Source organism: Snodgrassella gandavensis, from assembly GCF_914768025.1.
GTDB classification, from domain to species: Bacteria; Pseudomonadota; Gammaproteobacteria; order Burkholderiales; family Neisseriaceae; genus Snodgrassella; species Snodgrassella gandavensis.
The window spans coordinates 103232-116907 of sequence record NZ_CAJZCE010000007.1; the positions used below are offsets into that span (position 1 = coordinate 103232).

Sequence of the window (13676 nt, forward strand, 5' to 3'; positions counted from 1 at the left end):
ACAAACAAAACACATTTATTCACAACACAATAATTGATAATGATAATTATTTGCATTAATATAAACAAACTCACATACCCTGACTTATCTACACTTTTACTGACAGATAACCCGCCCATACCCACAGGTAACCAAAATGACCATCAAAGCATCCAGCGCACACCAACGCCTCCGCTCACACCATCAGGATCAGATTGCCTGTTTTGCCGGCAAAAATCACCACATCAGCGCCCGGCATCTTATCCACAAAATCCACATGCCCATCAACCCCCACACCGCCTATAATCAGCAAATTGCCCGCTGTTTTAACAACATCAAAGCGCAAGGCCATTCCAACCCCATCCTGATCGCAGCCATCCCATTTGACACCACCCAGAACGGCACATTAAATTTTTACAGCGATTTTGACAAAACCACACCCGCTATCTCCCATAACTACCCGTCTCATATACCCACCACCCTCGTGCACAAAAAAGCACTGGTAGAACGTCAGGCATTCGAACACAGCGTTCAGCTAGCCTTAAACGCCATGGCCAGCAACAAAATACAAAAAATTGTCCTGTCACAGGCAACAGAATACGAATTCAACCAGCAGCATAATCCAGAGCACATATTCAACACACTGGTGAAACAAAATCCCGATGCCTATAACTTTCTCATTCCAATAGAAGAAAACCAGTATATTTTCGGCGCCAGCCCCGAATTACTATTGTCACGCCAGCAACAACAGGTACGCAGCAATCCACTGGCCGGTTCACGGCCACGTTCCTGTAGCGCCACACAAAACAGCCACAGCGAAACCGAGCTGTATCAGTCTGTCAAAGACCGGCATGAGCACCAATTTGTTATAGACAACATTCGGCACAAGCTCAGTAGCTATTGCAGCCAATTCAGCGCCTCAGAAACACCCGAAATCCTCACCACCTCCACCATGCTGCACCTGTCTTCCGTATTTCAGGGACAGCTAAAAGACAACGCCCCCGACGCCCTCAATCTGGCCTTACACCTGCATCCCACACCCGCCGTATGCGGTACCCCAACCACAACAGCCAGACAATTCATCCTCAACCATGAAGGCTATAACCGCCACTACTACAGCGGCCTCAATGGCTGGATGGACGCCAATGGTAATGGCGAATGGGTAGTCACCATCCGCAATGGCCTCCTGAATCACAACACAATCCGCCTGTATGCCGGTGCCGGCATCGTTGCCGGCTCAGATGCAGCCACAGAATGGCTCGAAACCGAAGCCAAAATGCAAACCATGCTCAACGTATTTCAGCAACAATAACCATACTCAGGAGAATACCCGAATGCAGCCAGCCATCATCGTCACCGGCGCAGCACAAGGCATCGGCGCCGCCGTAGTCATCAAACTGCTCCAGCAGAACTATCATGTTATCGGCATCGACAAACAGCCTGCACCAGCAAACTGGCCGGTACAACAAACAATAGCAGCCCAGTATCAGCCTCACTGGCTTGGTGTCAGTCAGGACATCACCGCCATTGAAGAAACCCGCATCTTGCTTAATACCCTTATCGCCCAGTATCACATCACCGGATTGGTTAACGTTGCCGGCATACTCATACTCACCCCACTGCTCAGCGCCACCGAAGCACAATGGCAAACCAGCCTGAATATCAACTTACTGGCACCCATCTTCATCAGCCAACATTTAGCCCGCCATTTCTGTCAGCAGCAACACGGCAGCATTGTTACCGTCAGCTCCAACAGCGCGCGCATGCCCCGCACCCAGCTAGGCCTGTATGCCACCACCAAAGCTGCCCTCAGCCACTTCTGCCGCAATCTGGCACTGGAAGTCGCCCCACATGTACGCGTCAACATCGTCTCCCCCGGCTCCACCCTCACCGCCATGCAGCAACAATTGTGGCCAGACAGCAAACCACCGGCCAGCATCATCAATGGCGACCCAAGCCAGTACCGCCTCGGCATCCCCCTCAGAAAACTGGCACAGCCCGCAGACATAGCCAACACCGTATCCTTCCTGCTCTCCGAACAGGCCGCACAAATCACCATGCAGGAAATCGTTGTCGATGGCGGCGCCACACTGGGAGTATAGTCAGAAATTTAGAAGCTGCACCGCAGCAGCAAACCCAGCCAATTTCTTCCTGCAACCCTCATTCAAAGGAAAAACTAAACCGTCACCATCTACAGCGCAGACAATTTGAACTTGCCTCAAGCCACGATTCATAACCGCAAAGCGCAGTAACTTCTACAGAAATCCCCTAAACATCAAAAAAGTATTAAATTTACTTACCAACTTAATAATTAATTACCTGATACAGATGGATAATAATTCCAATGCAACATTCTAGTTGCAACCTGGCATTTATCTTATTGATTTTATAATAATATCTTTAAGCCCAAACAATATATTTAAAAAATCTCAAAATTTAAACATATTTTCTGGATATGTACACGCTTTAAACATGTACTTAAAACATGTTTAAATTTTAGAGATTAATAAACATGTCTGCCTGAGAATTTGATAAACCCTATAATGCACAGCCATCATTACCACCACGAACCGAAATTAAACTGAAGCAGCGTATTCTCGCACGTACCGCTCTGGCTAAACTCAAACAAATAGCAGAATGGATACCTAATCAAACTATGCTTATTAATATTCTGCCTATTATCGAAGCACAGGCCAGTTCTGAAATTGAAAATATTGTCACAACCACAGATAAACTTCTTCAGTATATAAAAATGGCATCACAGCCTGATCCAATGACAAAAAAAGCATTACGATATCGTTCTGCACTGATTGAAAGAGTGCAATCTATAACAAAAAGACCATTATGCACTCACACAGCCGTTTAAGTAGGTAACGAAATTAAAGGCAGTGCCAAGGATATCCGAAAACCAGATGGCACAGCATTGAGAAACAGCCAGATACACCGGATTACTTACACACCACCTGACGGCGATGAAATTATTCGTAACAAGCTAGCAAATTGAGCGCACTTTATTCACCAAAGCGATCATTTAAATCCCTTAATTATTTTAGCCATTGCTCATTATCAATTTGAAGCAATTCACCCATTTGAGGATAGCGATGGCCGTATTGGACACGTCTTAACTAGCCTGATACTGAGTGATAAAGGACTACTGACTTCACCGAAGCTTATATCCGAACCAATATATCATTCAAAACAAAAACGCTTATTATCAAGGATTATTAAATGTCACTAAAAATCAGGCGTGGGAAGAATGGATTTTATATATGCTAAAAGGTATTGAATCAACAGCATTATGGACTATAGCCAAAATTGATGCTATTCGTCGACTACAACAACACACAATTGAATATGTTAAAAACATAAAACCACAAATATACAGTTATGAATTAATTAATTTGTTATTTGAACTACCATATACCCGTATTATTAATCTGCAACAACGCGGTATTGCTGGTAGGCAGACAGCCTCCAAATATCTTAAAGAATTATGTACTATTGGCGTGCTGAAAGAAATGCAATTTGGAAGAGACAAGCTATTTTTGCATTACAAACTGCTTGATATACTGATACATAATACGAATGATTTTAATGCTTACCCACACTCATAATGTCATACAAATAGCGTAGTAGCAGTGGGTATCATTTACATTGAGCAAACCATAGATAAAGAAATTACTTTACCCTATGAACAAACATAATCAGATGATATAAATACAACTTATGCTCCTTAATCAATCAATACAGACAATATACCAATATTGCTCCTTATAAATATGTGAATCCTGATTTAGTCAGATTGTGGAATATCTGTATAAGGAAATTCAGAGGAAAGAATCAAAAAATGTCTAAATCCATAACCGGAATCTTTTTTGCATTATCAGCAGCCGCGCTAAATGGCTCTATTGGCATGATCAGCAAACTACTGATGTCCAGCGGCCTGAACGCATATGAAATAGCATTTTATAAAACATTGATTGCCACCGTTTTTGTCTCACTACTGGTTATTCGGGTTCCGTTTAATCAGCAGATGCAAATGATTGCGCCCAAAACCGACACTAGCAAAATAGTCTGGTTACATATAGCTTTATGTTCATTGTTTGGGATTTTTACACTGTTTTTCTTTGAAACACTGGCTTATGGTTATGGCTTCGCAGCCAACGTTGTCGTAGTGGTAATGACCTCGGCAGCAATTACGGCACTTTTTTTTGGCTGGTTACTCTTAGGGGAAAAAATCACCATCCCGGCACTAGTGGGCACAGGATTGGCTATTGCAGGCATCAGTATCATATCCTGGTCAGAAAAAGGTACACTACTATTATTAACTTTTGCCGCTACTGCGGGACTAGGCTATGGGCTTTTCAGTGTGCTGGTGAAAAAATTCCGATTATCCGGAGGAATTTATCTCACCAGATTATTACTGTTGTTTGGCGTATTTTATCTGGCTTTACCTTATACACTCACGGTGCACAGTAATCCGCTAAATATGAATTGGCCAACTATTACCGGCCTATCTGCTCTGGCCGTTTTACCAACCATTCTTGGCTTTTACTGCACCACCAAAGCACTCAGTTGCCTATCAGCCGCTCGCGTACAAGTTACCGAATTAGCTGAACCTATTTTTGCAATGATGCTGGGCTGGCTGTTTTTACACGAAATCCCAACTACTGAATTTTTTTCCGGTGCATTACTGATTATTCTGGGGATTTTGTTAATTAACGGCATCTTCGATTTATTATACAAAAATATATCTGGCAACTTCGGTTCGCAGTAGATTAAACATTAGCAGACCGGCCTATATATCAATATTAACAATAGAATAATTACCCAAAAACCATAATATACATTCTTTGCACGCTGGAACAAATCATTGATCGTGCAGACAAAGGCATTCACCAAAGCGTTGGCCGGCAAGGCTCAGTCCTGTCTGGCGGCGAACAACAGCGCCTGTATGCCATCACCAAAGCTGCCCTCAGCCACTTCTGCCGCAATCTAGCACTGGAAGTCGCCCCACATGTACGCGTCAACATCATCTCCCCCGGTTCCACCCTCACCGCCATGCAGCAACAATTGTGGCCAGACAGTAAACCACCAGCCAGCATCATCAATGGCGACCCAAGCCAGTACCGCCTCGGCAGCCCCTCAGAAAACTGGCACAGCCCGCAGACATAGCCAATACCGTATCTTTACTCCTCTCTGAACAAGCCATATAAATCACCATGCAGAAAACCGGCGTCGATGACGGTGCCACACTGGGTGTGAAATCAGAAATTTAGAAGCTGCACCGCAGCGCCAAACCCAGCCAATTTCTTCCTGCAACTTTCATTCAAAGCAAAAGCTAAATCGTAACCATCTACAATGCAAATGCAGGAAATTTGAACTTGCCTTAAATCACAATCAACAACCGCCAAATACAGTCATTAATGATTTACTTAACTACTAAATCAATACATAAGTAACTTTTTATTCAGCTCTATTTCATTCATTACTTCTTAATAACCTAATTATAAATTATTAAATAAATATATAAATTAACCCAAATCACCAACTACTATCACCCTTCCCAACTTAAAATTTTCTATGCCTTTAGTACATGAATTAAACCTAACTTATTACAACATAAATGATTTAATCTTAATCAAATAACCATCTTACTATCCAACAAACACATAATAAAATGATACAAATATTTAAATTAAGTTAATAATTGACAAAACAATCAACACAGTCAATAATAACTAATATTAAACAATTAAATTTGTAATTTAATATTCATCATCTACAATGAATATTATTAATCTAATATTAGTATATTTAGCCATTAAAATTTTAATTTCTCCAGAATTAAAATTAAATTAAAGATATTAATAGTATTAAACTTTAGGAATAATAGTGATGAAAAAATTGATTATATTTTTTATGTTAATAGTAGCATTTTACGTTATAGTAATAAAAGATAAACATAAAACTGTATATTCTTCAAATGGATCTTATATTAAAGTTTACGGTAGAGATGGTTGTGGAAATACCCAAAGAATGAGAAGGTATTTAAAAAAAGATCATATATCATACGACTACTATAACGTGGATGATAAAAAAATATCAATTCCAATGAATAAAAAAATGCGTGAAGCAGGTATTGATACAAGCTATTATCTCTTGCCTGTAGTAGAAGTTAATGGTAAATTTTTCACCAACCCTCACTATAATACAGTTATGGAAACTTATTATAATAAAAATAAGATAGATTAAAACGACCCCATTCTATATTTTGTATATTTACTCGTTAAAGGTGATGTAAATATCGGCTTCAGCTTCTTTTAAAATGGATACGATTTGATGTTCAGTCATTTTTTCATGTTTAAATCCTCCGTGGGTTAATAGAGAGAATTTTCTACTTTTGCGCTGTACTATTTTAGGGGGTAGTTAAAAATAATCAAAGCATCTCCCTTAGCACTCGCATCTCGTATCCATTTATCATCAACTAATTCCGATGGTGATGGTGCTGTTTACTGATTCCATAAATATCTACCCAGAATTTCATCCACACTTACTAATTCTTTTCCTGCATTCACGTCATAAGGCATATAAACGCTCCTTTTATTTAATATTTAAAGCCACAGATTAAACCCAAAAAAACTTATATCAACACAATAAATAATTAAAGTTGTAATCTATAATTTATTGTAAATTACCTGCGCCACCAATAATTTGGTCTATATAAAACATCGCCACAATTATTTAACAAATAAACTTTTCTGGTATCCTTAAAAGTTTCACTTTTATCTTTAGCTACAAATTCTGGCACACTTATTGAATCAGAATATGTAACATCAAAATAAAAATTACCTACGCCCCAAGAACTAATATTTATATCTATGGGAATTCTAGATTCTTGCATAAATGCTGCTACATCAAATCCAGCATATTTTAAAATATAGTTTTTTCTTATCAATGACCATTCTGATTTATTTAAAACAGTGCAACAGCTATTACTATCATAGACAGAGAGATAAGCTGGATTATCTTTTTTATGTATCAAAATATAGTTTTTTAACTTAAAATCGTCATTAATATAATTTTTATCCGACGCAAATATAAAGCTTTCCGCTTCATTATGTTTAATTAATATATCAATGCCTTTCCAAAAATCATATTTATTTTCAATATTATCTTTAAGGAATTTTTCTTTGTCTGGATTCATCGGAATTTTAAAGACTCTACAACCGTTCCACCTAGCACACTCCTCTTCAGTTGGTAAAAAATCACCATTAATATTAACCACCTTATTATCCCAATAAAATTTATTTTCATATATCATTCGACCAGTTAAGCTTTTCATTGCCTTATACCAAAGCTCTTCCTTGCTATAATATTTCCTGTCCCGCCAGCAATACCCAGCTCTGTTTTTAGCCTCAAATTCTTCTTGTGTAATATCGTTTGGTTTGGGGTTTTTCTTTATTAATTCATTCCAGAAGTAATACGGCGATTTTTCATAATATATATCTCGTATTTTTAAACCACCTGCTACCATTAATATAATGAACATGGTTATTAATGTATATTTCGCCGGTTTTGGGTGCGCTTTTGCTAAATCTGTTACTTTAGCCAGAATCCAAACGCTACATAGAGGTAAGAAAAAAGTGATTAGGATAATTCCAGCAAATATCAACAAAATTCTAATAATAAAATTATCAAACATACCTTTATATTCTCCATGCACATATGAATTTCATCTGCTTAAATAGTAACAAATTTTATTTCTTTAATACACTGAAAGAACTATTACTTATAAAAACTATTTAGAATTTAAAATCAGCCTTCGATACAGACCTCCCATCGCCATGCGTCATATATTCATTTGCATCAATAATCAAAGCATCTCCCTCAGCACTTGTATTTTTTATGCATTTATCAATTCGGACTGAGATGGAGCTGTTTCCTGATTCCATAAATATCTGGCTGGCTATACTGCTCAGGCACAGTTATTTAAAATGGCTGAAGAATTTCTACACTGATTACGGATATTGCCCTAATTTACGGCATGATAAATTTATTAGTTCTGTATTTTACGGCCATCACCATGAAAATAGGCTGGCAATACAAGTGTAATTTTATTCTGTTTAATTCGGGATTAGTATTATTTCAATTTCAGCTTAAATTTACACAGATTCATTTATTTATCTAAAAATTAATTATTTTATTTAATTTTTTATCATAATTTAATTAAAAAATATATTACTTTTTTAATTAAAATGGATAATAGTGTAGCTGTGATGACCTTCTTTCCAACTGTTTTCTGTTTTTGTCTGATATTTTTTATTCAGCCAGACCATTGTTTCTCTTATTAATCTTTTCATTAAATATTAGTAAGTTTACTTAATCTTTTACAGAAATAAATATATTTTCTTTGGTTAATTTTTTTAATAAAAATATTGAAAACTCATTTCAATTTATACCCATATATTAAAAAGCCACAACAATAAGTTAATTATTTTCCTATTCTGAAAATATTAATAATTAATAATTAATAATTTATAAGATTTTATTTTTCAAGCGTAATCTTTCAGATTAGCTGCATTTGATCATGTGTAAATGATTAGAAATTTTATACAGGCAGTTTTAATCCTTATTGATTGACTGTTTATGTGTCTGTCGGCCTGCTTGAGCAACTGGCGGATGTAATGAACAGATATGGTTATGTGTAGAAGAGGTTAGGTTTGTTAGTCATTTAACTTTAATCAGGAGAAACCTATGAACAAGGTTTATCGCAATGTCTGGAATGAACATACGCAAACGTGGGTAGCTGCATCAGAATTGGCAAACAGTAAAACCAAGTCGAATACTGTTTGTGAACTACCACTTGTCAAACGCATATTAAATATGTTCGGGCTGAAAAAAATTGTCAGCCTCACACTTACAACACTAGTACTGCAATTGCAGGCAATTTCTCCGGTGTATGCTGCCAATCTGGCTATCACCGGTGGTTCTAATTTAAGTACGAATAGCCCAGCCGTAGCCTATGGCAACGGCAGCCACGGCAGTATCGTTTTGGCAGGTGATGATGATTTTTGTGGTACAGACAAAGTAAGCGGGCGCAGAAATATCACAGGTGGAATCAGTGCCATGGAAGAATACTTGCGTTTTGCCGAGAATCGTTCATTTAATGGCAGAAATCCTTATGGCGTCAGCAACGGTCAGCAAGTATGGACCGGAGACGGTACTACCGGTGGGATTAACACCGGATCATCCGGCTACATGGGTACCCCAACTGGTGGAGACATCAATAGACTTCCTGTAGCTTATGGCGTTTATTCCTTTGCATCCGGTTGCGGCTCTTATGCCACAGGTAATTATTCAACAGCATTCGGTAATAATGCCACTGCCACTGCTGGTGGTGCTCAGGCTTTTGGTGTAGCGGCATTGGCTTCTGGCGCAACTGCTGTTGCAATCGGTGTTGGTGCTCAGGCTACTAACACTGCAAGTTTAGCGCTTGGTTCCGTGGCCACTTCCGATGGTGCAGGAAGTGTGGCGGTTGGTTTCAATAGTGCTGCCCAGAAAGATAATGCTACTGCGTTGGGTGCCAACGCCATGGCAACAGTAGAAAAAGCAGTGGCTCTAGGTAGCGATTCTCTGGCTAATACTAGCTCCGGTATTCAGGGTTATGATCCGGCCGGCACTAATACCGATGCTGTAAATCAGTCTGCAACATGGAAAAGTACCGCTGGCGCAGTTGCCATCGGGAATACAAATATGCAGATCACCCGACAGATAACTGGCCTAGCGGCCGGTACTGCCGATACTGATGCGGTTAACGTAGCCCAATTAAAAAATCTGGCCAGCTCTACCTCAACAGGTTTATCCAGTTTGTCTACAGCGATTATCAGAGCAACTGATTTAACCTCAATAAACAACAGCATTAACACCCTACAAAAAGACGCCTTGCAATGGAATGGTACCGCTTACGATGCCAGCCACGGCACTGCCAATGCGCAGAAAATTATCAAAGTAGCTGCTGGTGATGTCAGCGAAAATTCTACTGATGCCGTTAATGCCGGACAGCTTTTCAGTCTTTCCAGCTCTACTTCGACTAGTGTCGAATCGCTGTCTACCACTTTACGCAATGCCGGTGACCTGAGTAATGTTAATAACAGCATCAGCTCCTTAAATAACACTGTTTCCAACTTGCAGAAAGACGCCCTGCAATGGAATGGCACCGCTTATGATGCCAGTCATGGTACGGCTAATGCGCAGAAAATTGTTAAAGTGGCCGCTGGTGATGTCACCGCAAACTCTACCGATGCGGTTAATGCCGGACAGCTTTTCAGCCTTTCCAGCTCTACTTCGACTAGTGTCGAATCGCTGTCTACCACTTTACGTAATGCCGGTGACCTGAGTAATGTTAATAACAGCATTAACTCTTTAAGCAGCAGCCTTAATACTGCTAACAGCAGTATTAGTAGCTTAAATAATAATGTTTCTAACTTGCAGAAAGACGCTCTGCAATGGAATGGTACCGCTTATGATGCCAGTCATGGTACGGCTAATGCGCAGAAAATTATTAAAGTGGCCGCTGGTGATGTCAGCGAGAACTCCACCGATGCGGTTAATGCCGGACAGCTTTTCAGTCTTTCCAGCTCTACTTCAACCAGCTTGGATTCGCTGTCTACTACTTTACACAATGCCGGTGACCTGAGTAATGTTAATAACAGCATTAACTCTTTAAGCAGCAGCCTTAATACTGCTAACAGCAGTATTAGTAGCTTAAATAATAATGTTTCTAATTTGCAGAAAGACGCCCTGCAATGGAATGGCACCGCTTATGATGCCAGTCATGGTACGGCCAATGCGCAGAAAATTGTTAAAGTGGCCGCTGGTGATGTCAGCGAAAATTCTACCGATGCGGTTAATGCCGGACAGCTTTTTAGTCTTTCCAGCTCTACTTCAACCAGTTTGGATTCGCTGTCTACTACTTTACGTAATGCCGGTGACCTGAGTAATGTTAATAACAGCATCAGCTCCTTGAATAACACTGTTTCCAACTTGCAGAAAGACGCCTTGCAATGGAATGGCACCGCTTACGATGCCAGCCACGGTACGGCTAATGCGCAGAAAATTGTTAAAGTGGCCGCTGGTGATGTCACCGCAAACTCTACCGATGCAGTTAATGGCGGACAATTATATTCTCTGTCTAGTTCTACCGTGACCGGTTTAGATAATCTATCTACTGCTTTCAGTGGCAACCTCTCTACTGGTCTGAGCACTGCCAATTCGCGTATCGATACTGTGTCCCAGTCTACAGCCAATCTGGCCGGTGATCTCACTACTGCGGTTAACAGCATTAGCACTCTGCAAAAAGATGCCTTGCAGTGGAATGGCACCGCTTACGATGCCAGTCATGGTACGGCTAATGCGCAGAAAATTGTTAAAGTAGCTGCTGGTGATGTCAGCGAAAATTCTACCGATGCTGTTAATGCTGGGCAGCTTTTCAGTCTTTCCAGCTCTACTTCAACCAGCTTGGATTCGCTGTCTACTACTTTACACAATGCCGGTGATCTGAGTAATGTTAATAACAACATCAACACCCTGCAAAAAGACGCCTTGCAGTGGAATGGCACCGCTTATGATGCCAGTCATGGCACGGCCAATGCGCAGAAAATTGTTAAAGTCGCTGCTGGTGATGTCAGCGAGAACTCCACCGATGCGGTTAATGCCGGACAGCTTTTCAGTCTTTCCAGCTCTACTTCAACCAGCTTGGATTCGCTGTCTACTACTTTACACAATGCCGGTGACCTGAGTAATGTTAATAACAGCATCAGCTCCTTGAATAACACTGTTTCCAACTTGCAGAAAGACGCCTTGCAATGGAATGGCACCGCTTACGATGCCAGCCATGGTACGGCCAATGCGCAGAAAATTGTTAAAGTGGCCGCTGGTGATGTCAGCGAGAACTCCACCGATGCGGTTAATGCCGGACAGCTTTTCAGTCTTTCCAGCTCTACTTCGACTAGTGTCGAATCGCTGTCTACCACTTTACGCAATGCCGGTGATCTGAGTAATGTTAATAACAACATCAACACCCTGCAAAAAGACGCCTTGCAGTGGAATGGCACCGCTTATGATGCCAGTCATGGTACGGCCAATGCGCAGAAAATTGTTAAAGTGGCCGCTGGTGATGTCACCGCAAACTCTACCGATGCAGTTAATGGCGGACAATTATATTCTCTGTCCAGCTCTACCGTGACCGGTTTAGATAATCTATCTACTGCTTTCAGTGGCAACCTCTCTACTGGTCTGAGCACTGCCAATTCGCGTATCGATACTGTGTCCCAGTCTACAGCCAATCTGGCCGGTGATTTCTCTACGGCGGTTAACAGCATCAGCACTCTGCAAAAAGATGCCTTGCAGTGGAATGGCACCGCTTACGATGCCAGTCATGGCACGGCCAATGCGCAGAAAATTGTTAAAGTGGCCGCTGGTGATGTCAGCGAGAACTCTACCGATGCGGTTAATGCCGGACAGCTTTTCAGTCTTTCCAGCTCTACTTCAACCAGCTTGGATTCGCTGTCTACTACTTTACACAATGCCGGTGACCTGAGTAATGTTAATAACAGCATTAACTCTTTAAGCAGCAGCCTTAATACTGCTAACAGCAGTATTAGTAGCTTAAATAATAATGTTTCTAATTTGCAGAAAGACGCACTGCAATGGAATGGCACTGCTTACGATGCCAGCCATGGTACGGCTAATGCGCAGAAAATTGTTAAAGTGGCCGCTGGTGATGTCACCGCAAACTCTACCGATGCTGTTAATGGCGGACAATTATATTCTCTGTCCAGCTCTACCGTGACCGGTTTAGATAATCTATCTACTGCTTTCAGTGGCAACCTCTCTACTGGTCTGAGCACTGCCAATTCGCGTATCGATACTGTGTCCCAGTCTACAGCTAATCTGGCCGGTGATCTCACTACTGCGGTTAACAGCATTAGCACTCTGCAAAAAGATGCCTTGCAGTGGAATGGCACCGCTTACGATGCCAGTCATGGTACGGCCAATGCGCAGAAAATTGTTAAAGTGGCCGCTGGTGATGTCAGCGAGAACTCCACCGATGCGGTTAATGCCGGACAGCTTTTCAGTCTTTCCAGCTCTACTTCAACCAGCTTGGATTCGCTGTCTACTACTTTACACAATGCCGGTGACCTGAGTAATGTTAATAACAGCATTAACTCTTTAAGCAGCAGCCTTAATACTGCTAACAGCAGTATTAGTAGCTTAAATAATAATGTTTCTAATTTGCAGAAAGACGCACTGCAATGGAATGGCACTGCTTACGATGCCAGCCATGGTACGGCTAATGCGCAGAAAATTGTTAAAGTGGCCGCTGGTGATGTCACCGCAAACTCTACCGATGCAGTTAATGGCGGACAATTATATTCTCTGTCCAGCTCTACCGTGACCGGTTTAGATAATCTATCTACTGCTTTCAGTGGCAACCTCTCTACTGGTCTGAGCACTGCCAATTCGCGTATCGATACTGTGTCCCAGTCTACAGCTAATCTGGCCGGTGATCTCACTACTGCGGTTAACAGCATTAACTCTTTAAGCAGCAGCCTTAATACTGCTAACAGCAGTATTAGTAGCTTAAATAATAATGTTTCTAATTTGCAGAAAGACGCACTGCAATGGAATGGCAC

General features: G+C 40.9%; 11 protein-coding genes. 10 read left to right on the forward strand and 1 reads right to left on the reverse strand.

Going from position 1 to position 13676, the window contains the following annotated elements; genetic code table 11:
- Positions 1-136: 136 nt before the first annotated feature.
- The 9 genes from MJ764_RS06835 to MJ764_RS06865 all read left to right on the forward strand — a co-directional run bounded on the left by MJ764_RS06835 (position 137) and on the right by MJ764_RS06865 (position 6234).
- Positions 137-1291 carry an isochorismate synthase gene (locus MJ764_RS06835; protein WP_239325816.1) on the forward strand — a complete coding sequence of 385 codons (1155 nt, stop codon included), beginning with the start codon at positions 137-139 and terminating at the stop codon, positions 1289-1291.
- 22 nt (positions 1292-1313) lie between these two features.
- Positions 1314-2081 carry an SDR family NAD(P)-dependent oxidoreductase gene (locus tag MJ764_RS06840; protein WP_174828134.1) on the forward strand — a complete coding sequence of 256 codons (768 nt, stop codon included), beginning with the start codon at positions 1314-1316 and terminating at the stop codon, positions 2079-2081.
- A 539-nt stretch (positions 2082-2620) separates the two neighbouring features.
- Positions 2621-2845, forward strand: a complete 225-nt coding sequence (locus MJ764_RS06845) for a Fic/DOC family N-terminal domain-containing protein (RefSeq protein WP_239325832.1) — start codon at positions 2621-2623, stop codon at positions 2843-2845.
- Positions 2846-3058: 213 nt separating this feature from the next.
- The gene (locus MJ764_RS06850; protein ID WP_476749658.1) at positions 3059-3217 is read left to right on the forward strand and encodes a hypothetical protein; all 159 of its coding nucleotides are present in this window, start codon (positions 3059-3061) and stop codon (positions 3215-3217) included.
- Positions 3218-3248: 31 nt separating this feature from the next.
- Positions 3249-3593: a Fic family protein gene (locus MJ764_RS06855; protein WP_239325818.1), complete on the forward strand. Its 345-nt coding sequence runs from the start codon at positions 3249-3251 to the stop codon at positions 3591-3593.
- A 233-nt stretch (positions 3594-3826) separates the two neighbouring features.
- A complete protein-coding gene (locus MJ764_RS06860) occupies positions 3827-4756 on the forward strand; it encodes a DMT family transporter (RefSeq protein ID WP_239325820.1) in 930 nt (309 codons plus the stop codon).
- A 96-nt stretch (positions 4757-4852) separates the two neighbouring features.
- Positions 4853-4978 (forward strand): hypothetical protein, encoded by a 126-nt coding sequence (locus MJ764_RS11470; protein WP_275415278.1) that lies wholly within the window; start codon positions 4853-4855, stop codon positions 4976-4978.
- Complete coding sequence (locus MJ764_RS11635) at positions 4939-5154, forward strand: SDR family NAD(P)-dependent oxidoreductase (protein ID WP_420853937.1); 216 nt, start codon at positions 4939-4941, stop codon at positions 5152-5154. The genes MJ764_RS11470 and MJ764_RS11635 overlap by 40 nt, the downstream gene beginning before the upstream one ends.
- A 723-nt stretch (positions 5155-5877) precedes the next feature.
- A complete protein-coding gene (locus MJ764_RS06865; RefSeq protein ID WP_239325822.1) occupies positions 5878-6234 on the forward strand; it encodes a glutaredoxin family protein in 357 nt (118 codons plus the stop codon).
- Positions 6235-6673: 439 nt separating this feature from the next.
- On the opposite strand, the gene MJ764_RS06870 is transcribed toward MJ764_RS06865, so the two are convergent.
- Positions 6674-7684 (reverse strand): hypothetical protein, encoded by a 1011-nt coding sequence (locus MJ764_RS06870; RefSeq protein ID WP_239325823.1) that lies wholly within the window; start codon positions 7682-7684, stop codon positions 6674-6676.
- 1052 nt (positions 7685-8736) lie between these two features.
- Between MJ764_RS06870 and MJ764_RS06875 the strand changes: the two genes are divergently transcribed.
- A partial coding sequence (locus MJ764_RS06875; RefSeq protein ID WP_275415279.1) for an ESPR-type extended signal peptide-containing protein occupies positions 8737-13676 on the forward strand: 4940 nt, incomplete at its 3' end.